Genomic DNA, 19,287 nt, shown 5'->3' on the forward strand with positions numbered 1-19,287 from the left:
CGCTCGGAAGAGGAGGACCCATGCCCCGGCCCCCCCGACCCCCCCCCCCCCCCCCCCCCCCCCCCCCCCCTCTCCCCCCCCCCCCCCCCCCCCCCCCCCCCCCCACGACCCGTCACGTGACGACTTCCTCCACCGGGTCCCGGCGCCGCTTCCGGTTCCACCGCAGGAACAGCAGCGCCGTCGCGGTCACCACCAGCGGCCACAGCATGTACACCGCCGTGGCGACCGTCAGCCCCACCACGCCGAGGAACGCCACCAGCGCGGCGTACCACGCGGGCGACCGCGTCGGCAGCAGCTTCAGCGCCGCCGCCGTGCCGATGAGGTAGACCGCCACGAACTGCCCGGTCGTGAGCAGGACCAAGAGCTTCGCGCCCGTGCCCGTGCCCATGGCCACCGCCAGGGACAGGAAGCACAGCGCCACCACGACCACCAGGCTGCGGCGGGGCACCTCCCCCGCGACCGTGCCGCCGGACAGGTTGCGCGGGAACGCGCCGTCGCGCGCCAGCGCCGCGCTCAGCTTCGAGGCGCTGGCCATGTAGGCGTTGATCGACCCGATGGTCAGCAGCACCGCCGCGACGGCCGCCACCACCTTCACGTCGCCGCCGACCGTGCGCGCGATCAGCTGGCCCAGCGGCGCCTCGCCGTCCGCGGCGGCCGGGCCGAGCACCGCGATGATCGCGAACGCCACGGACAGGTACAGCAGGCCCACGATCGTGACCGCGATGCCCGTGGCCCGCGGCAGGTCGCGCTGCGGGTTGCGGAACTCCTGCGCCAGGTGCGTGATCGCCTCCCACCCGGCGAAGCTCCACACCAGCAGGCCCGCGGCCGGCGCGATCGCGAGCCAGCCGTGCGGCGCGAACGGCGTCAGGTTGCCCATGTCCACGTGCGGCACCGCCAGCAGCACCGAGCCGAGCACCAGGAACACCAGGAGCGCGGCCAGCACGAACTGCACCGCGCCCGACGCGCGCAGGCCGATCCAGTTCGTCACGGCCATGCTGGTCAGCAGCGTCAGCGCGGTCACCACGACGGTCCACTGCCCGCCGCCGACGGCCTCCTCGACGTACGCGCCGGCGAACAGCGCCGCCGCCGTGGTGCCCGGCGGCACGGCGAAGTAGAAGCACCAGCCGACCACGGCGGAGAGGCGTTCGCCGAACGCCAGCCGCGCGTAGGTGGACACGCCGCCTGCGTCCGGGTGCCGCGCGCCCAGTGCCGCGAACGTCGCCGCCAGCGGGGCCGACAGCACCACGAGCGCCAGCCACGCCAGCAGCGACGCCGGACCCGCCATCTCGGCCGCCAGCGCGGGCAGCGCGATCACACCCGTGCCCAGCACCGCGCCGACGTACATGGCGGTGCCCTGGCCGACGGTCAGCCGACCGCCCTTCGTCGCCGTCATGCGGCGGCGCGGGCGAGCGCGATCGACGGCCCCAGCGCGTCGAGGTACGGCCGCTGCACGCAGAACGACGTGAACCCGAACCGGCGGTGCGAGGCCACGACCTGCTCCGCGATCTCGGCCGCGGTGCCGATCAGCATGTACGGCGAGTCGAGCACGACCTCCGCCGTCAGCTCCCAGTCCGCGGCGATCCGCTCGGCCGCCGCCTCCCGGTCGTCGGTCACCTCGACGACCTGGACGAACGCGTTGAGCGCGACCTCGCGCCCCGCCGCCGCGTCCCGCACGAACGCCACGCGCTCCTCGGTCTCGTCCGAGCCGATGACGCGGAAGTTCCCCGTCGCCTTGCCCTTGATGTGCCTGATGCCGCCCACGCTGACGACGTCGGCGCGTTCGGCGGCCAGGCGCAGCATCCGGTCACCGGTGCCGCCGATCAGCACCGGCGGGTGCTCGACGTCGGGCTCGGCGTCGAGCAGCTTGCCCAGCTCGTCCAGCAGCGAGCCGACGTGGGCGACCCGGGCGTCCATCGGCGTCCACGGGATGCCGGCCAGGTCGAACTCCTGCTTGATGATCCCCGCGCCGATCCCGAGCTGCAGCCGCCCGCCGCTCATCCGCTGCACCGTCTGCACTTCCCTGGCCAGCAGCGACGAGTTCCAGAACGCCCCGTTGAGCGCGTACGTGCCGACCTTGAGGGTGGGCGACACCTGGGCGGCGAGGTTCAGCACCGAGAACGGCGAGGTCCGGTTCGGCCCGAGGTGGTCGACGGCGAGCACGGAGTCGAACCCGAACCCCTCGGCCGTGCGGCAGGCCTCGACGAGCGCGTCGTGCGTGGCCGGTGTGGCCAGCGTGATCCCGAACGATAGGTGGTTCACGGCGTCCCCCGCGGGTTGTGTCGGCGAAAATACGCAAACAGTTCCGTGCGGGGACGACGCCGGTCAACACCCACCCCGACCCGCCCGATATGAGCCGATAGCGATCCCCGATGCCGTCACGCGAATGGCCGCGCCTGAACGGTCCAGGCCGGGTGGCTACTCGACGGTCACGCTCTTGGCCAGGTTGCGCGGCCGGTCCACGTCACGGCCCAGCGCGTGCGCGAGGTGGTAGGCGAACAGCTGCAACGGCACCGAGAGCGTGATCGGGGCCAAGGCGTCGTGCGCCTTCGGCACGCGGATGACGTCGGTGGCCAGACCGGGCGGCAGCTCGGCGTCGGTGACCGCGATGACCGGACCGCCGCGCGCCTTGATCTCCTCGATGGTGGCGGTGTTCTTGGCCAGCAGCTCGTCGTCCGGCACCAGCACCACGGTCGGCATCTCGGGGTTGATCAGCGCCAACGGCCCGTGCTTCAGCTCGGACGCCTGGTAGGCCTCGGCGTGCACGTAGGAGATCTCCTTGAGCTTCTGCGCGCCCTCGCGCGCGGCCGGCCACCCGCGCACCCGGCCGACGAAGAACATGTGCTCCGCCCCGGCGTACTTGCGGGCGATGGCCGCGATGTCGTCCTCGGCGGCGAGGACCTGCGCGATCTGGTGTGGCAGCTGGGACAGGCCGGCGACGAGCCGCCTGCCCTCGGTGATGGACAGGTCGCGCACCCGGCCCAGGTCCAGCGCCAGCATCGCCAGCGCCACGGCCATCGTGGTGAACGACTTCGTCGCCGCCACGGACACCTCGGGGCCCGCGTGCAGGAAGATGCCGTGGCCGCACTCGCGGGCGATCGTGCTGCCGACCGCGTTGACCACGCCGATGACGTGCCCGCCCTTGCGCTTGAGCTCCTGCACGGCCGCGAGCGTGTCCAGGGTTTCACCCGACTGGCTGATCGCGACGTACAGCGTGTCGGGGTCGACCACCGGGTTGCGGTAGCGGAACTCGGACGCGGGCTCGGCGTCGGCCGGGATCCGGGCCAGCTCCTCGATCAGCTGCGCGCCGAGCTGGCCCGCGTAGTACGCGGAGCCGCAGCCGAGCAGCTTGACCCGGCGGATGCGCTGGTAGTCCTGCGGGGTGAGGCCGACGCCGTCCAGCCTGGCCGAGGAGAACCGGTGGTCCAGCCGCCCGCGCAGGCAGCGGTCCACCGCGTCGGGCTGCTCGCGCATCTCCTTGTACATGAAGTCGGGGTGCTCGCCCAGCTCGTACTCGGCGCTCGCGACGTCGATCGCGGTGGGGGAGCGGGTGGTGCTGGTGGCGCGGGCGTCCATGGTGGACGTGCGGTAGCCGTCGGCGGTGACCGTGGCGATCTCGTCGTCGTCCAGGTAGATGACCTGCTGGGTGAAGCGGACCAGGGCGGTGACGTCGGAGGCGACCAGCATCTCCTGCTCGCCGACGCCCAGCACGACCGGGCTGCCCCGGCGTGCGGCGACCAGCTCGCCCGGCCGGTCGGCGTCCATCACGATCACCCCGTAGGTGCCTTCGACCTGCGCCAACGCCTCGCGCACGGCGTCTTCGAGGGTGTCGGCCGTGCTGCGGGCGACGAGGTGGGCGAGGACCTCGCTGTCGGTGTCGGAGGCCAGCGCGACGCCGTCGGCGGCGAGCTGGGCGCGCAGCCGGTCGGAGTTCTCGAACACGCCGTTGTGGACGATGGCGACGCGTGCGGCGGCGTCCACGTGCGGGTGGGCGTTGCGGTCGCTCGGCTCGCCGTGGGTGGCCCACCGGGTGTGCGCGATGCCGGTGCGGCCCGCCGTGCCCTCGGCAACGGCTTTGCGCAGGTCGCCGACTCGTCCGGCGGTCTTGACGACCCGCAGCCCGCCGTCGTCCGCGACCGCGACGCCGGCCGAGTCGTAGCCGCGGTACTCCAGCCGGTGCAAGCCCTCCAGCAGCACGGGGACGGCGTCCCTCGGACCCACGTAACCGACGATTCCGCACATGTCCGGTGATCTCCCTCTTGGCGTCGACCTAGCCGTAGACGATCCGGCGCAGCTGGCGTTCGGACAGCGGCGGCGCGGCCACCGGCCGCACGTCCAGCTCCTCCCGCAGCAGCGCCCAGATCCGCGCGTTGCCCAGCCCGTCGCGCCGCAGCTCGGCGTGCCGGCGCAGCACGTACTCCTCCGCCGTCTCGACGAAGTAGCCCATGACGTCCGACACCACGCGCCGCGCGAGCGCGGGAGGCAACCCGGTCGTCCTGACCACGTGCCGGAGAAGCTCCTCCGGCACCTCGTCTCCCACGGGCTCCAGCATGGCCACAGCCAACCACCGGACCAAATGCCGTGCCCGGATTCGGGCACGGCCGACCGGCGGCCACGGGGTGACCGTGCGTAACCGGACTGTCCCCGACGCGATCACCGCGAACGACCAGAGCATGGCCATCGGTGCGGTCGCCGGGAACGTCCACTACCACCAGGCCCGGCCTCGGGTGGTGTGGCCGGTGCGGGTCGGGGTGCCGCACGCACCGGCGGTGCACTATCAGCAGCGCCGGGCCCACGCCGACATGGTGGAGACGTTGGCCACGGGGCGCTCGGTCGTGCTGGTCGGGGCCGGGCGGCGCGCCGGTGTCGTGGTGTCGGGGATGGGCGGGGTCGGCAAGACCCAGCTGGCCGCCCACCACGCCTGGTCGGTATGGGCAGACGCGGAACTGGCCGTGGCGGTGTGGGTGTCGGCTCTCTCACGCAACGCGATCGTGACCGCCTATGCCGAGGCTGCCGCACGGGTGCTGGTCGAGCAGGACCACCGGATCGCCGACCGGTCGCCCGACGAAGCGGCGGAGCGGTTTCGGGAGTGGCTGGCCGGCACATCGCGCCGCTTGCTGATCGTGGTGGACGACGTGCAGGACCCGGCCGACCTGCGGGGCTTGGACCCGCCACCCGGTCCCAGCGGGCAGGTCGTGGTCACCAGCCGCCAGCGTGACGCGGCGGCGGGGCGCGGCGGTCACCGGGGTGATCGGCTGGACGTGTTCACCCCTGACTCTGGCGGTTTGAGTTGGCCCCGGCTTGAGCGGCTTGATTTGGCCCACTTGGGTGACATTGTTCTGGGAGGGCGGTTGAGCTGGCCCCACCTGCCGGGCGATGCCAGGATCTCCCCGCTGTAGTCAGGGGCCGTCGGTGGCCGCTCCGAGATTGGAACTGTTCAACGGATTCGTCGGCAGCCCGGACGGCTCAATCCCCGTAATCGCCGCCGGAGTCGCCGTGGTCACCGCCGGAGGAGCCGCCAGCGCCCCCCTGTTCAGCCCGCTCCAGCACGCCGTCGGAATCGGGCGGGTCGAACTCCGGCGCATCCGGGTTGTCGGCCGTCGGTTCGCGCCGGAGTTCGGGATCCCGCGCGTCCGCCGGCGCCGCGAACGGCAGGCGGGAGCCGGTGAGCCGATAGCGGCGCAGATCCCGGCGCATGCGCAACCCGGTGATCAGGAACATCACGCCGAACCCGGTGCCGGCGAACAGGTAGGTCATCGTGCGCGTCGCGGGAGACATCCCCGGGCCCTCCGTCGGCAGCCAGCCCCGCGGATCGACCAGGACCTCCAGCCGGTCGCCGACCCGCAGGTCCCGGTCCGCGTGGTAGGCAAGCTCGCCGAGGTCCGCGCCGGTGCCGGCGTCCGCGACCCGGATCTTCTGGTCGGTGTCCGGAGCGGAGTTGCCGTAGACGTCGTCGACGACCACGACGGCCACCCGATCCGCAGCCGTGTGCAGATAGGCGAGCGACAGACCGATCGGGGCATAGAAGAACAGACAAACCGAGGCGATCGCTACCGGCACGATCCACTTCGGTTCGACATCCAGCGAATGCTCGCCGATGAACCACACCATCCCGCTGGCAAACACACCGGCCAGTAGGGGCAACGAGACCAGGACGGTGAGCCAGGTGAAGCCGAAGCTGTAGCTGAAGGCCACTCCGCCGCTGGTCACCACGATGGCGAGCAGGAATCCGAGGGTCAGCAGAACCTGTCGTACGCAGATCCATGTCCGGGGCACGCCACCATCGTGCCTGCCGCGGGCAACTGCCGGGAACGCCCCGGCGCCGACCCGCTCGACAGCGTGAGCCCAAGAACGCCTGGTACGGCGGCCACACTTGCCGTCCTGGCGACCACGCCCAGCAGACCATGATCGAGCTGGCCATCACCGAGATCCGTCGGCTCGTGAACGCGTCCTCATCATGCTCTCGCCATGCCCCAGTGTGCGGGTCGGGTGCTCGAGGAGCGCTTCGAGGCCGCTCTGGCGATGTGCCGTCAGCCGCGTACTACTGGGTCAACTTCACTGTCTGCGAGTTGATGGGTCAGGGCCGCGACTCGGTTGAGCTGACTGCCTTGGTCGATCACGTTGTGGACGGTCGGTCCGCCTGGGCTTCGAGGGCACGTAGGCGGTCGTGCAGGTCGGCTGCGCGGTCGTCGCCGAAGTCGTCGTAGATGCGCAGGGCTTCGCGCCAGCAGCGGAGTGCCTGCGTGGTGTCGGTGTGCGCAGCAGAGTGCCGAGGGTGTACAGGGTCGCGGCGGTTTCTCGTCGGAGGCGGTGGTGTTCTTCGATGTCGAGGGCCTGCTGGCACAGCGCGATCGCTCTTCGATCCTCCCCCAGGCCGTGGTGGGCTCTCGCCATCATGTGCAGATCAATGGCCTCCCCTTGACGGTCTTGGGCTTGCTGGCGAAGGTGATCCCGCCACCTGCGCCCGCGCCCGGACACCGGTAACAACGGCTCGATCACAGCCCACGCACGATCGGTCAACTCACCACGCCCCACCACGCACCAAAACTGTCAGACACCCTGATCACCGGTCTGCAGGGACACTGCCTAGTGCGAGGTCAAGTTGCTCCGGCGCGGTTGACGAAACTTGTTTGGCTGACCGGTCGCGGGCAAAAGAAATTCCCTTGTCTCGGAGTACGAGACGAGGGAATGTGTCGGATGTCTTCGCGGGCGCTTAACCGGCGACTGTAAGCTTTAAATGCCGATTACGCGCACCGGCCGTAAGGAGGGAGGACTTGCTTGCCCCGAAGCGGCACTTGGGTCGTGCGGACGAGGAGATCCCATGCCCGGGGGAAGTTGTTGCAACGAAAATCGGGGTTCCGACTGCTCGTGGTGTTCGAGAACACCGACTTGGCTGGCATGTACATGGACGACGCGCAGTCGACACGGAGCCAGTAGGTGCCCCCGTTGGGGATGTTCTTGGCGAACCTGATCTTGTTGGGGACGAGGGTCGTCACATCATCGGCCCTGCCCAACTGGGCGGGCCCGCTGCCTCCGTTGTTCGCCACCACCTGCACGGCCTTGACTGGAGCACCGGAGCTACACGCCACCATGCCGTGGACGGTATAGCCGCTCGCAGCGGTTGCGTGCGGGGCGGCGGCTAGGGTACTGCCGAGTAGTAGTGCCGTAGAGAGCGTACCGAGCTTGATCCATTTGAGACGAACGTTCACCGCAAGTGATCCCTTCGTGTTGTCGTACGCCCCACTGTGGCTGACCGCGCGTACGGTCAACGATGCTGAAAAGCCCCAAGAGGGTCCACCGGGCGTTGTCTGATGAACTACTGGCGCATATCGCGATCTCGGTTTAAAATGCGGTGCGGCGCGCCTGTGATCGTCAACCCGAGGGTCATCCGGTTGACGCGGCGGTCCGAGTGATCAAGCTGAGGGCACCGCGCAGCCCCGTATCCCATTCACTGGGTGTGTATCCGGGTTCGCGGCAAGTTCGGCGGCGTCTGGGGGTGCTCGGGACGGCAGGCGTCGATTGCGTCCAGGCGGCGGTGCGTGCCCTCCTTGGACGGCTCGAGGTAGCGCTCGAGGGTGCGCCGGTCCTCGTGGCCGGAGAGGTTCATCAGGTCGGCCTCGGTCGCGCGGTCCTTGCCGGCATGGGTGAGCCGCGGTCCAGCAGGTCGTGCGGGTCCCACCCGTTTGTCGCGGACCCGCACTGTGCCGTCGTTCGGCGCGATCCGGGTCGGCAGGAAGCTCGGGCCGGTGCGGCGGCGCCCGAGGAGTTGACCGAGCATCAGCACGGTGCGCGTCGTATAGCAGCTTGTCGCCCCTGCGCTTTGTGCGGGCGCTCCTGTTCCCGCAGTCGAGGTTCTCGACGTCCAGGCCCAGAGACTTCTCGGCGCGGGCCGCGGTGGTGTAGAGCACTGACCACAACGTCCGGTCCTCGTGCTGGTGCTCCCGGCGGAGCCCGTGGAGCACCATCTCAGCGTCGTTGATCCACTCCTGGTCGGCGAAGTAGGACGAAGCGCTGGCGAGGGCGGCGCGCTTGGCGTTGAACGTCGCCGGCTGCCGGTGGCCCCGTGCGGTGCGGATGTTGGTGTGCAGCCGCTCGCAGGCTGGGCTGGGCTGGGCTGGGCCAGGTCGACCGCGTCGGGATGCCGGCGAACGCGGTCGTCCGGGCGGAGGTGTCGGCACTCCAGAAACGTACAAGATTCCTCCCAGGCACGTCCTGCACGCTGTCTTCTGGGGCGGTCGAACGCCTTCGCGCGGTGGCTCCCGAAGAATGGCGGCAATCCGGGCGTATCGCCGGATGAGGGGATGAAATGAAATATTTCAAACGAGTTCGTCATCTGTCCGCTGCCATGCTGACGGGCACAACGCTTGTCGCCGGCGGTATCGTCTCCGCTCCGGCGGCGTACGCCGAGGATGCGGACTCGGTGTCCCGGACCTCGCCGGAAGGCGGTTTCGGGTACGGAGGATTCGTGAACCCGTCGTCGGACAGGCGGGACATGGACGTCTGCGACGGCGGAGCCAAAGATGGCAGACGAGCCGTGGCGATGCTGGAGGTCCGGGGCACGAGGTACGAAGTTCATGCCGCCGGAGGTACCGGGGACTGCCAGTTTTGGGAGGACTTGCCCACCATCTCCACCGGTCAGTCCTTCCGATTCAGGGTATGCCTCCGGAACGGTCCGGGCGGCACCGACGTCTACTGCGACACCTGGCAATACGGCATCGTCGACTGACGCCGGTCGCCGGATTCGCACAGTTATCCGACCTCGAACCATCACTGATCGGTTGCGGTCGGGTGGGTTGAAATAAAACCGACCAGGGGGAGATCATGTCATCTGTCAAAAACTGGACTGCTCTGACGGCTGCGCTCATGTTCACAATGGCGATCACCGTGCCCGCGACCGCTGCGGCGCAACCGTCGGCGATGACCGGGGAGCGGTGGCAGTTCCATGCCCAATACAACGGTCTGGTCATGGACGCCGCCGGGTCCGGCGGACATGGCAGCGCCGTCCAGTTGTGGCCGTCGAACGGCACCGCCGCCCAGGTGTGGGTAGAGGAGGATGCACGCGAGGGCGGTGACTACTACCACCCGTCCTACGACTGGGGGCTGTGCCTGGACTTCGACGGCGAACGCGGTTGGGGAGTGCGCATCAAGGTCAATCGCTGCGACGGGAGCGCCTCGCAGCGGTGGCACCGCCTTTCCCATCCTGTGGGTGGGCACCAGCTCGCCACGCACACCGATGGAGCTTTCGTGCTCGACATTCCGAGTTCGGACTACTCCGCCGGTAGGCAATTGCAGTTGTGGGGTCCCAACGGCAGCGCTGCGCAGCAATGGAGCATTTGGGGCGTGTAGCCGCACAGCGGAACCGCGCTGATGAGGCGTCCCGGGGCTGCGGCATCCGCCGCTGCCCCGGAGCCAGTCGTATTTGTTGCCGACCGAAGCACCGTGCATTTTCGGTGCAGGAATACGAACCGCTCGTCCAGATCGTCGATGTGGGTCTGGCGAACCTGCAGCCGGTGCTAGGACTGGGCCGCTCGTCTTGGCCTCGTACGCAACCGCCGCAGCTCGCGGTAGAGCCGTTCCCTGGCCAGCCCGGTCCGCTCGGCCGCGGTCATGCCGACCGGCCTGGTTGACAGGCGGTGCGCGGAAGGTCGTGACAGGCTACCTGTGTACGGATGGTGCCATTGAGGGTGAAGTAGCGCAGGGCGGTGAACTCGGCCTCGATCCAGTTCAACCAGCTGGAGTAGGTCGGCAGGAACACCAGCTCGACGTCGTTGGCGGCGGCCCAGGCGTGGACGTCGGGGTGGCGGTGGGGCGAGAAGTTGTCCATGACCAGGTGGAGTTGTTGACCCGGCCACCGCGCCCGCAGGCTTCTGAGCAAGTCCAGGAGTTCGCCGTGCCGTTTGTGACGGCGGATGCGGTAGTGGATCTTCCCTGTGGTCAGGTCCAGGGCGGCGAGCATGTGCATGACGCCGTGGCGGCGGTTGTAGGTGGCCCGTAATCGCAGCGGGGAGCCGGTCGGCCGCCAGACCTGCCTTTGCGGGGCTGGAGGTTGAGCGGCCCGAACTCGTCGATGCAGATCACCCGGCCGCGCTCAGATGGGTGGTCGTAGAGGTCCAGGATCCGGTCCATCCTGGTCGGGAAGTCCGAGGCCTTCCAGGTGGAGGTGCTCTGCCAGGACATGCCGCCGGTGTGCAGGATGCGGCGCAGGGTCTCCCGGGTGATCGCCGCCACGGTGCCGCGATCGAGCAGGTGCTCGCGCAGCCTGGACAGCGACCAGGTCGAGAACGCGCTGATGCCCCAGGAGGAGGGGGAGGTCCGGGCGATCAGACAGATCCGCTCGCGGACCGCCTCACCGATCGCCCTCGGACGTCCCCTGCTCCATTTCGGGTCCGGTGCCGCGAAACCCCCGCTCGTTGAACGCGTGGATCACATCACGCACGTAGTCGACCGATCCGGGCCAGCTTGCGGCCTTCGTCCATGGACGAAGGCCGGACGAACACCTCCGGACGACGACCCACGACCACCTCCCGCTCGACATGGGAGGACCAGCCTGGCCTGTAACCCAACCAGGCCGATTACCGGGTCAACGTTCCGAGTGCAGCACTAGACGCTGTCTCCGACGTCGAACTCGTCCTGCGAGGAGGTCACTTCGCGGGGTACGCGGATCAGTGCCTCTCGGATCATGGTGGACAGATCCGGAATGTGCGCCCCGAGCTCGCGCGGCCAGGTAATGATCTGAGGGACCGGTTTCCTCATCCGGCGAGAGAGGACGAGTAGGTGGTGCAGTGACACGCGGTTGCTGCGCGTGATTCGCTGGTCGCCATTGTCGGTGGTGCCGAGTAACCTCGGCACGTCATCGAGGGTGAGACCTGAAGGCAGGCGCGGACACGACAGTGTAAGACCTCACGCCCTGAGGCGAGATGCCACATGGTGCGGAGTGGTCCGCAGTTCGACGGCCGTGGTGATGACCGAGGCGTACGGGACCACGCCGCCGAGCGGGATATCCCACCAAAGCATCTCGCTGTAGGGCGCGAGAACGCAGCACCTGCCCTGGACCGCGTTGATGGGTCTTGAGTTCGTCCAGCGCGGTCTCGATCTCCCAGCGTTGGCAGTACAACGCCGCCAACTCCTTCGCCGGGGCCCCGCGGTGGTCCAGGATCGTGGTGATCAACCGGTAGGGCGCGTCGTGCCCGGGGCGTGCGGGATCGTCCAGTGCGTACCCCACGACCCGGACGGTCACCGGATCCATGCGGCGGTAGTGGTGGTCGGTGGCCACGATTTCCGACAGATACGACCTGTCGGGCAGGTCTTCCCGCACCGACAACACGATGTTGGCGTGTACCCGCCACAACAGGTCCGCCCCGTTCGCGGACGCTGCCCGCCACAGCGGCAGCCCGGCGAACCCCCCCGGTCGGCGATCACCAGCTCACCCGCGCCCAGACCGGGGAACAGCTCCCGGGCCAGGGTGGCCTCGGCCGCCGTGATCGGGCCCAGCATGGCCGCGGCGATCGCGTGGGTGCCGCACTCGGCCACCGCCACCACCCGCACCTGCGGAAACGCCGCCCGATCACCCCGCGCCGCCGACCTGCCGCTGCCCGGCCGACCGAACCGTTCGGTGTTCTCGGGCGCGTCGAACGTCGTGCCGTCGACGGCGAGCACCCGCCAGGTCCGATACCACGACCCACGCGTGGTCGGCCCGGGCAACGGCTTCGCGACCTGTTCGAACAACGCCTTCAACGGCGCCGGGCCCAGCTGACCCAAGCCCGGGAGATCGCCGCCGTGGTCGGCACCCACCAGGGCTTGGACCACCACGCCGCCCACGACATACCCTCGGTCAACAACCGGGCCACCTCTTCATAACCCTGACTGGAGAACAGGCACATCGCCAACACGAAATACACCACCACCGGCGGCAACAACCGATCACGCCGCCCCTCCCGCCCGGTCTCGGCGATCACCCGATCTCGTCGGTCACGCGGCGCTTCTGCCACGCGTTGCACATCAGAGTGGCCGTCTCCGAGACCTGGATGCCGCCGTTCTCCCACACTCTTCTGCCACCCTCCAGGACCACCAGTTCGGTGAGCGGCTACGGGGCGGCGTCGGTGATCACATTGGTGCTGGTGATTTCCAGGATGCCCGCGTCTTGCGCACCGTGGAGTTGTCGGTGGGCTCCTGGTAGTGGCCGACCAGGAACGTCAGCTCGACATCGCGGGCGATCTGCACCAGCGCCTGACGGGTCTGTCAGTCCGTCTCGTTGGGCACGGCGTTGGTGCCGTCGATCGCGGCGGCGTCGGGATTGGCCGAACAGGTCCCGGCGAACATGTTCTGCGTGAACTGGCGGGTGTCCGATGTGGACCTGTTGGGGTGGCAGCGGCACACGTCCGCTGCGACGATCACCGCGCTTCTTTCGGGAGGCCATCACTACCTTCCCGATGCACGACGTCTGATCATCGGGATGATCGTTGAGGCGATCAGCGGCAGATGACGACATCTGGAGGCTGGTCAACACCGTTGAGCTACCGATGCACCTCCGTGTCGGCACGTTCAGCCTGTGAGGATGTGGTCGAGGAGCGGCCCTCGGTTCCAATTCAGGTGAAGCCGGCCAGGGTCGCCAGTCGGCCGAGGTCGGTGCGGATCAGGCGGTTGCCGCGCCGGACCAGCTGTTGCAGCCAACCACCGGACCAAATGCCGTGCCCGGATTCGGGCACGGCCGACCGGCGGCCACGGGGGTGACCGTGCGTAACCGAATTGGATCCGACGCGCGTACGCGGAACCGGATCGGGGCGTGGGCCGCCGCGTCGAAGGCAGGCCGGACCGGCCATCGGCTCGTCCAGTGGCCGGTTCGTGGCGTCCTCGATCCGTCAGCGATCGGTGTGACCGGCACTTCCCGAAGCGCTCCCGGGGAACCCGCGGGCGGAGTTGTTCCGCCGATCGGGGCCGGTGGCGGGCGGTGCGCGACTACTCTGCGCGGCATGGTCAACCCGCAACCCGGCTGGTACCCGAAGCGTCCCGGCTCGCCGGTGGTCCGCTACTGGGACGGCAACCAGTGGACCCCGCAGACGCGGCAGGCCGACGACTCCAGCCCGTGGGAGGTGGCGCTGGACGGCGCGCACGACCCCGACCGCATCCGCGGGCAGCAGCGCCAGGCGGGCGTGGGCCAGGTCGGGCAGGGCGGCGGCACGCTGTTCACCGAGCCCGTGCTGGTGGTCAACCAGCGGGTGAAGCTGATCGAACTGGCCAACGAGTACGCCGTCTACGACCAGCACGGCCGGCAGCTGGGCGCGGTGGTGCAGGTCGGGCAGAGCGCGTTGAAGAAGGCCGTGCGGTTCCTGGGCAGCTACGACCAGTTCTTCACGCACAAGTTCGAGGTCCGCGACGCGCACGGGCACACCGTGCTGCGGCTGACCAGGCCGGCGAAGGTCGTGAAGTCGCGGATGATCGTCGAGCGCGGCGACGGGGCGCCCCTCGGCGAGATCCGCCAGGAGAACGCGATCGGCAAGATCCGGTTCGCGTTCGAGGTCGGCGGTCAGCGCATCGGCGGCGTGCAGGCGGAGAACTGGCGCGCGTGGAACTTCTCCGTCTCCGACCACACCGGCGCCGAGGTCGCGCGCATCACCAAGACGTGGGAGGGCCTGGCGAAGACCATGTTCACCACGGCCGACAACTACGTCGTCCAGATCCACCGGCCGTTGCCCGACCCGTTGCTGAGCCTGGTCGTGGCGTCGGCGCTGACCGTGGACACGGCGTTGAAGCAGGACAGCCGCGGCTTCGGCTGAGTCACCGGCGGCACGCCGACGCTGACGAGGTCGACGTGCTCAAGTCCCGGCTGTGAGGCCGGACGGCCCCGGCCCTCCGCTCCCCGCCTTCCCGGTCCTGATCGACGCCGGCTCCAGGTCGGCGAGCTGGCGGCGGACGCGCTCGGCGTCGGTGTCGCGGCCCTGCTGCCGGTAGAGGTCCAGCGCTTCCCTCCAGGCCGCGCGAGCCTCGGCGTGGTCGCCGAGTGCGAGGTGGGGGTGGGCGAGGTTGTCCAGGGTGTCGGCGGCCTCGGCGGTGTTGCCGACGGCGTGGTAGAGGTCGAGCGCCTGCCGGTAGTGCTCGACGGCCCGGCGGTGGTGGCCGGTGTGGTGCTCGATCCAGCCGAAGCTGTCCAAGGTGTCCGCCTCGCCGTCGAGGTCGTCGTGGCGGCGGTACAGGTCGAGGGCGGCCTGGCAGTGCTCGCGGGCGACCTCGTACTCGCCCAGGCGGGCGGCGTGCCAGCCCACCATGTTGAGCGCGGTGGCCTCCCACACCGGGGAGCCGAGGGCGCGGAAGAGGTCCAGGGCGTGCCGGGCGTGGTCGAGGGCCTTGCGGTCGTTGCCGCGCTGCTCCCAGGCCCACGTGAGGGCGTGGTGGGTATGGGCTTGCTGCGCGAGGTCGTGGTGTTGCCGGGCCAGGGCGAGGGCTTGGTGGAGGTGGTCGATGGCCCGCTCGTGCCGCTCCAGTTCCGCGTTGGCGTGGCCCAGGAGCCGGTGGGCGAGGATGTGCGTGCCGGGGTCGGGCAGGTGGGTGGCGGCCTCGGCCGCGGCCTGCCACACCGCCAGGTCGTCGTGGATGTGCCCGCGCAGGCGGTGGAACGTGCCCAGGGTCCAGGCGATCTGCCACACCACCCGGTGGTCGCGCCGGGCGACGGCGTCCTGCTGGACGGCCAGGAGGTGCAGGTGGTGGGCGTCCATCCAGGCCAGGGCGGTCGCGCGGTCGGGTAACGGGTGGGACTGGACGCCGGGCGCGGGCGGGTCGAGCCGGATCGGTGGGCGGTAGGGGTTCAGCAGGTGGTCGGCGGCGTGGGCGGTGTGCAGGTAGAAGTCCGCCACCCGCTCCAGCGCGGCTTCCCGCGCCGGCTCCGGCAGGTGCTCGTCCGCGGTCGTGGCGTAGGCGCGGACCAGGTCGTGCATCGCGTAGCGGCCGTGCGGGTGCCGGTCCAGCAGCGAGTGGTCCTCCAGCACCCGCAGGGCCTTGCGCGCCTCGGTCGGGGTCAGGCCGGTGAGGGAGGCGGCGGCGGGCAGGTCGGTGTCCGGTCCGGGCGCGATCCCGAGCTGCACGAACACCATCCGCTGCCGTTCGGTGAGGTGGCGCAGCGACCACGACAGCACCGCGGGCAGGCTGGCGGTGAGGTCGGTGTCGTGGTCGAGCATCTCCAGACCCGCCTCGCGCAGTTCCGCGGCCAACTCGGCCAGCGGGAGCCGGGGACGGGTGGCGGCGTGCCGCGCGGTGATCGCCAGGGCCAGCGGGTGCCGACCGCACAGCCGAACCAGCTCGTCGACGGCGTCGGGTTCGGCGTCGGTGCGGTGCCCGCCCAGCCGTGCGGCCAGCAGGGCGCGGGACTCCGCGGGCGTGAGCACGCCCAGGGGCAGGTGGTGCGCGCCGTGCCGGTCGATCAACGACGGCAGGCTGGTGCGGCTGGTGACCAGCACGGTGCAGGTGGGGTTGCCCGGGAGCAGCGGCACGACCTGGTCCGCGGACGCGGCGTTGTCCAGCAGCACCAGCGCCCGCCGCCCGGCCATCAGGTTGCGGTACAGGGCGCCCGGGTCCGACTGGGTGCCGTCCGTGGTGGCGCCCAGGGCGGTGAGGAAGCCGCGCAGCGCGTCGGCCGGGTCGGTCGGCTCCCCGGTGGGGCTGAACCCGTGCAGGTCCACGAACAGCTGCCCGTCGGGGAACCGGTGCAGGTTGCGGTGCGCCCAGGCCAGCACGAGCCAGGTCTTGCCGACCCCGCCCACCCCGCCGACCGCCGAGATCGCCACCGCGCCGGTAGCCGGGATCGCCCCCGCCCGCGCGCTCGTCCCCGTCCCCGTCACCGCCACCGGGTCGCCCGACGCGTCGGCCCCGTCGCCCGTTGCCGCGACCAGGGCGCGGTCGAGTTCGGTCAGCTCGGGCACGCGGCCGGTGAACGGCGCAGGCGCCGCGGGCAGTTGGCGTGGCACCACCGGTGACCGGTCCGCCTCGGGCGAGGCCAGGTCTGGGTCCGCGGCCAGGATCCGGTGGTGCAGCCGCCGCAGGTCCGATCCGGGTTCGGCGCCGAGTTCTTCGGCCAGGCGGGCGCGCAGCCGCCGGTACCGGTCCAGGGCCTCGGCCTGGCGACCGGAGCGGAAGAGGGCGAGCATGAGCTGGGCGGCCACGTGCTCGTCCAGCGGGTGCTCGGCGGCGCGGTCGGTCAGCTCGGGCAGCAGCGCGGCGTGCCGCCCGAGCCGCAGCGCCAGGTCCAACCGGTCGGTGTCGGCGGCGAACCGCTCCTGCTCCAGCCCGTGGCGCACCGAGGTGATCCACGGCGTGTCCAACCCGAGCAGCGCCTCGCCCCGCCAGAGCCCGGCGGCGACCTCGGCCAGCTCCAGCGCGCGGACCTGGTCGGTCTCGGCGCGTGCCCGCGCGACCAGCCGGCGGAACCGGTGCACGTCCACCGCTTCCTCGTCGACGACCAGCTCGTACCCGCTGGACCGGTGCACGATGGCGGCGTGCTCGGTGGCGCGCAGGGCCCGGCGCAGGCGCGACAGGTAGCCGTACAGGGTGTTGCGGCCGCCGGGCGGGACCCGGTCACCCCAGGCCCGGTCGAGCAGCTGGTCGGCCGACAGCCACTGGTTGGCCTCGACCAGCAGCACCGCCAGCACGCACCGCTGCCGGGCGTGACCGAGGTCCACCGGTCGCCCGCCGACCCACGCCTGCACCGGGCCCAACACGCGGAACTCCACCGCCACCGCGGGACTCCCTTTCGCCGACCGGCCCCCGTGATCCCGGTCTAGCAGGGGCTTCGCGCGGTTGCAGGTTTCCCGCAGGTTTTCGTTCGTTCGGTCGAGCAAGGTGGCGGACGTGACGGACCGGAACGGCACGAGCCCACGACACGCCGGTCCTCGCCGCACCCCATCACGGTCACGGAGGACTTCATGTGGTTACGGCAACGAGCGCCGCGGAGCGGTATGCGTTCGCGACTGGTGCGCGGCACGACGGCCGCGGTCCTGGCCACGGCGATGGTCGTGCCGATGGCGGCTCCCGGCGCGCAGGCCGCCCCCGCCGCGGCACCGCAGTCCGGTGAGGTGTCGGCGACCTCGGTGCAGGTGATCGTCGCCGCGGCCCAGGCGGCCTACTCGGCGTACCGGCAGTTCGCGAAGGCGGGCATGTCGGTGGAGGAGGCGACCAGGCAGATCCTCAGCGCGATCGACTCGGCCAAGAACGAGATCATCTCCCACATCGACCTCGTCGCCACCGCGCAGGCCAAGGCGTGCGCGCGGGCCGCGATCATCGACTTCGCGGACATCGAGCGGTTCACGCCGGACACGCTCCAGGCGTTCGCCCGCGACGCCACCGCCTGCGTCACCTACATCGACAGCCTGCTCGACGCCGTGGTCGACCCCGGCGCGATCGACCAGCTCGGGTTCGCCCTCGACGCGGTCGGCCCGGTGGCGCTGATCGCCCGCGGGCGCGCCGGCCTGACCACGCAGGGCCTGGCGGACACCCTCGTGCACGGCAACACGACGGTGATCTCCAAGCTCACGCCGACCTGCAAGGGCGTGTACCGCGAGGGCATGCTCGAGTGGTACGGCTGCACCGCGTACAACGGCGACAAGGGTCAGCACGACACCTCCGTGCAGATCGCCGCGGACCGGGCCACCGCGAACACCAGCCGCCCGGTCGCCAAGACCTCCCGGACAGTCCTGCTGTCCTGACCCGAGGGGTGTTCCCGCCCGCGGCCTTCCCCCCGACGGGCCGCGGGCGGGGGCTTTTCGGGCCGCGATCACCACCACGGTCGCAACCACGGCCGTCCGGCGCACGACGGCCCACGTGCGCACGACCGGGTCCACCAGCAGGTCTCAGCCGTACCGTTCGACCAGTGCGGCGCCGATCGCGGCGAGGTGGTCCCGCACACCCTCGGGGCCGGTCACCTCGAGCCACTCGACCAGCCCGGCGAGCTCGCCGGCGAGCGCGTACTCGTTGTAGCCGCGGATCACGACCTCGATGCGGCCGCCGGTCGTGGCACCTCCGACCTCGAGCCGGTCGCCGAGCACCATCCGGAGCCGGGCGATCCCGTCGGGTGCGCAGGTCGCCTGGAGCTCTAGGGGCGTCCGCCTGCGGTCGACCTCGTCGGCGATCTCGCGCCAGCTCGCGGCGAGGTCGAAGTCGTCGGGTCGGTGCGCGGGATCGCCGGTCGGGTCGGCGGAGGACACGCGGTCGATCCGGAAGGTCCGCCTGCCCGCCTCGGTGTGGCAGACGAGATACCACGACGGTCCCTTGGCGACGATGCCCAGTGGGTGGACGGTCCGCTCGGTTTCGGCGCCGTTGCCGTCGACGTAGCCGAGCCGCACCTGGACGCGGCGGATCACCGCGTCCTGGAGGTCGTCGAGGAAGCGGGGCGGCGGTCGGTGCTCGATCCGGCTCGACCCCCACCGTTGCGGGTCCATGACGAACGACGACGCCGCGGCCTCGGCCTGCACCCGGAAAGGCTCCGGCAGGGCACGGACGAGCTTGCGCAGCGCCGCTTTCACGGCCGGCGTCGCGGCCGAGGCCGGGCCGGCGACCAGGAACAGGGCGCGGGCCTCACCCGCGGTCAACCCGGACAGGTCGGTGCGGGCACCGCCCACGAGCCGCCAGCCGCCGCCCCGGCCCTGGATGGAGTAGACGGGCACGCCGGCCATGGCCAGGGCGTCGAAGTCACGGCGGGCGGTGCGCTCGGACACCTCCAGCTCCCGGGCGACGTCCGCCGCCGTCAGCTGCTCGCGCTGTTGCAGCAGCAGGAGGATGGCCATCAGCCGGTCGGCTCGCACACGGGCA

Annotated in this window: 19 protein-coding genes and 1 pseudogene; 6 read left to right on the top strand and 14 right to left on the bottom strand. The window is 70.7% G+C overall.

Going from position 1 to position 19,287, the window contains the following annotated elements; genetic code table 11:
* Positions 1 to 112: 112 nt before the first annotated feature.
* From ACZ7GX_RS04820 to ACZ7GX_RS04835, 4 genes are all read right to left on the bottom strand, one after another.
* The gene (locus ACZ7GX_RS04820; RefSeq protein WP_498772915.1) at positions 113 to 1,393 is read right to left on the bottom strand and encodes an APC family permease; all 1,281 of its coding nucleotides are present in this window, start codon (positions 1,391 to 1,393) and stop codon (positions 113 to 115) included.
* On the bottom strand, positions 1,390 to 2,259 hold the full coding sequence (locus tag ACZ7GX_RS04825; protein ID WP_498772917.1) for a TIGR03621 family F420-dependent LLM class oxidoreductase: 870 nt from the start codon (positions 2,257 to 2,259) through the stop codon (positions 1,390 to 1,392). The genes ACZ7GX_RS04820 and ACZ7GX_RS04825 overlap by 4 nt, the downstream gene beginning before the upstream one ends.
* A gap of 156 nt (positions 2,260 to 2,415) precedes the next feature.
* The gene (gene glmS / locus ACZ7GX_RS04830; protein WP_498772918.1) at positions 2,416 to 4,239 is read right to left on the bottom strand and encodes a glutamine--fructose-6-phosphate transaminase (isomerizing); all 1,824 of its coding nucleotides are present in this window, start codon (positions 4,237 to 4,239) and stop codon (positions 2,416 to 2,418) included.
* A gap of 28 nt (positions 4,240 to 4,267) precedes the next feature.
* Positions 4,268 to 4,549 carry a hypothetical protein gene (locus ACZ7GX_RS04835; RefSeq protein WP_498772920.1) on the bottom strand — a complete coding sequence of 94 codons (282 nt, stop codon included), beginning with the start codon at positions 4,547 to 4,549 and terminating at the stop codon, positions 4,268 to 4,270.
* Between ACZ7GX_RS04835 and ACZ7GX_RS04840 the strand changes: the two genes are divergently transcribed.
* Complete coding sequence (locus ACZ7GX_RS04840) at positions 4,548 to 5,396, top strand: NB-ARC domain-containing protein (protein ID WP_498772922.1); 849 nt, start codon at positions 4,548 to 4,550, stop codon at positions 5,394 to 5,396. The two genes, ACZ7GX_RS04835 and ACZ7GX_RS04840, sit on opposite strands and share 2 nt — an antisense overlap.
* 67 nt (positions 5,397 to 5,463) lie before the next feature.
* Here ACZ7GX_RS04840 and ACZ7GX_RS04845 read toward each other — a convergent pair whose 3' ends face one another.
* Together ACZ7GX_RS04845 and ACZ7GX_RS04850 are read right to left on the bottom strand one after the other, a co-directional pair.
* Positions 5,464 to 6,273 carry a hypothetical protein gene (locus ACZ7GX_RS04845; RefSeq protein WP_498772924.1) on the bottom strand — a complete coding sequence of 270 codons (810 nt, stop codon included), beginning with the start codon at positions 6,271 to 6,273 and terminating at the stop codon, positions 5,464 to 5,466.
* A 1,672-nt stretch (positions 6,274 to 7,945) separates the two neighbouring features.
* Positions 7,946 to 8,281, bottom strand: a complete 336-nt coding sequence (locus ACZ7GX_RS04850) for a hypothetical protein (protein ID WP_498772926.1) — start codon at positions 8,279 to 8,281, stop codon at positions 7,946 to 7,948.
* A gap of 522 nt (positions 8,282 to 8,803) precedes the next feature.
* Between ACZ7GX_RS04850 and ACZ7GX_RS04855 the strand changes: the two genes are divergently transcribed.
* Positions 8,804 to 9,223, top strand: coding sequence for a hypothetical protein (locus ACZ7GX_RS04855; RefSeq protein WP_498772928.1), 420 nt, complete (start codon positions 8,804 to 8,806; stop codon positions 9,221 to 9,223).
* A 95-nt stretch (positions 9,224 to 9,318) separates the two neighbouring features.
* Positions 9,319 to 9,843 carry an RICIN domain-containing protein gene (locus ACZ7GX_RS04860; RefSeq protein ID WP_498772930.1) on the top strand — a complete coding sequence of 175 codons (525 nt, stop codon included), beginning with the start codon at positions 9,319 to 9,321 and terminating at the stop codon, positions 9,841 to 9,843.
* Positions 9,844 to 10,102: 259 nt separating this feature from the next.
* Here the strand turns inward: ACZ7GX_RS04860 and ACZ7GX_RS04865 are convergent, their stop codons facing one another.
* The 4 genes and pseudogenes from ACZ7GX_RS04865 to ACZ7GX_RS04880 form a co-directional block, all read right to left on the bottom strand.
* A complete protein-coding gene (locus ACZ7GX_RS04865; RefSeq protein WP_498773450.1) occupies positions 10,103 to 10,570 on the bottom strand; it encodes an IS630 family transposase in 468 nt (155 codons plus the stop codon).
* Positions 10,571 to 10,698: 128 nt separating this feature from the next.
* Positions 10,699 to 10,896: pseudogene (locus tag ACZ7GX_RS04870) on the bottom strand (helix-turn-helix domain-containing protein); the annotation flags it as partial.
* Positions 10,897 to 11,097: 201 nt separating this feature from the next.
* Positions 11,098 to 11,346, bottom strand: a complete 249-nt coding sequence (locus tag ACZ7GX_RS04875; RefSeq protein WP_498772932.1) for a hypothetical protein — start codon at positions 11,344 to 11,346, stop codon at positions 11,098 to 11,100.
* Between the two features lies 1 nt (position 11,347).
* Positions 11,348 to 11,845 (bottom strand): transposase, encoded by a 498-nt coding sequence (locus ACZ7GX_RS04880; RefSeq protein WP_498772934.1) that lies wholly within the window; start codon positions 11,843 to 11,845, stop codon positions 11,348 to 11,350.
* A gap of 129 nt (positions 11,846 to 11,974) precedes the next feature.
* On the opposite strand from ACZ7GX_RS04880, the gene ACZ7GX_RS04885 reads away from it, so the two are divergent.
* Positions 11,975 to 12,250, top strand: a complete 276-nt coding sequence (locus ACZ7GX_RS04885; RefSeq protein ID WP_498772936.1) for a hypothetical protein — start codon at positions 11,975 to 11,977, stop codon at positions 12,248 to 12,250.
* Here the strand turns inward: ACZ7GX_RS04885 and ACZ7GX_RS04890 are convergent.
* Both ACZ7GX_RS04890 and ACZ7GX_RS04895 read right to left on the bottom strand, forming a co-directional pair.
* A complete protein-coding gene (locus tag ACZ7GX_RS04890; RefSeq protein WP_498772938.1) occupies positions 12,228 to 12,452 on the bottom strand; it encodes a transposase domain-containing protein in 225 nt (74 codons plus the stop codon). The genes ACZ7GX_RS04885 and ACZ7GX_RS04890 overlap by 23 nt on opposite strands.
* A 283-nt stretch (positions 12,453 to 12,735) precedes the next feature.
* Complete coding sequence (locus ACZ7GX_RS04895; protein ID WP_498772940.1) at positions 12,736 to 12,891, bottom strand: hypothetical protein; 156 nt, start codon at positions 12,889 to 12,891, stop codon at positions 12,736 to 12,738.
* A 575-nt stretch (positions 12,892 to 13,466) separates the two neighbouring features.
* Between ACZ7GX_RS04895 and ACZ7GX_RS04900 the strand changes: the two genes are divergently transcribed.
* The gene (locus ACZ7GX_RS04900; RefSeq protein WP_498772942.1) at positions 13,467 to 14,270 is read left to right on the top strand and encodes an LURP-one-related family protein; all 804 of its coding nucleotides are present in this window, start codon (positions 13,467 to 13,469) and stop codon (positions 14,268 to 14,270) included.
* Positions 14,271 to 14,309: 39 nt separating this feature from the next.
* On the opposite strand, the gene ACZ7GX_RS04905 is transcribed toward ACZ7GX_RS04900, so the two are convergent.
* A complete protein-coding gene (locus ACZ7GX_RS04905; RefSeq protein ID WP_498772944.1) occupies positions 14,310 to 17,219 on the bottom strand; it encodes an AfsR/SARP family transcriptional regulator in 2,910 nt (969 codons plus the stop codon).
* A 219-nt stretch (positions 17,220 to 17,438) separates the two neighbouring features.
* Between ACZ7GX_RS04905 and ACZ7GX_RS04910 the strand changes: the two genes are divergently transcribed.
* Positions 17,439 to 18,185: a hypothetical protein gene (locus ACZ7GX_RS04910; protein ID WP_498772946.1), complete on the top strand. Its 747-nt coding sequence runs from the start codon at positions 17,439 to 17,441 to the stop codon at positions 18,183 to 18,185.
* Positions 18,186 to 18,329: 144 nt separating this feature from the next.
* Here the strand turns inward: ACZ7GX_RS04910 and ACZ7GX_RS04915 are convergent, their stop codons facing one another.
* The gene (locus tag ACZ7GX_RS04915) at positions 18,330 to 19,280 is read right to left on the bottom strand and encodes a helix-turn-helix transcriptional regulator (RefSeq protein ID WP_498772948.1); all 951 of its coding nucleotides are present in this window, start codon (positions 19,278 to 19,280) and stop codon (positions 18,330 to 18,332) included.
* Positions 19,281 to 19,287 lie beyond the last annotated feature (7 nt).

Source organism: Actinosynnema sp. NPDC037264, assembly GCF_055603705.1.

Coding starts and splice junctions, on each gene's coding strand:
- ACZ7GX_RS04820 (WP_498772915.1), bottom strand. CDS start 1,393: ATGACGGCGACGAAGGGCGGTCGGCTGACCGTCGGCCAGGGCACCGCC.
- glmS (WP_498772918.1), bottom strand. CDS start 4,239: ATGTGCGGAATCGTCGGTTACGTGGGTCCGAGGGACGCCGTCCCCGTG.
- ACZ7GX_RS04840 (WP_498772922.1), top strand. CDS start 4,548: ATGGCCACAGCCAACCACCGGACCAAATGCCGTGCCCGGATTCGGGCA.
- ACZ7GX_RS04835 (WP_498772920.1), bottom strand. CDS start 4,549: ATGCTGGAGCCCGTGGGAGACGAGGTGCCGGAGGAGCTTCTCCGGCAC.
- ACZ7GX_RS04855 (WP_498772928.1), top strand. CDS start 8,804: ATGAAATATTTCAAACGAGTTCGTCATCTGTCCGCTGCCATGCTGACG.
- ACZ7GX_RS04860 (WP_498772930.1), top strand. CDS start 9,319: ATGTCATCTGTCAAAAACTGGACTGCTCTGACGGCTGCGCTCATGTTC.
- ACZ7GX_RS04900 (WP_498772942.1), top strand. CDS start 13,467: ATGGTCAACCCGCAACCCGGCTGGTACCCGAAGCGTCCCGGCTCGCCG.
- ACZ7GX_RS04910 (WP_498772946.1), top strand. CDS start 17,439: ATGCGTTCGCGACTGGTGCGCGGCACGACGGCCGCGGTCCTGGCCACG.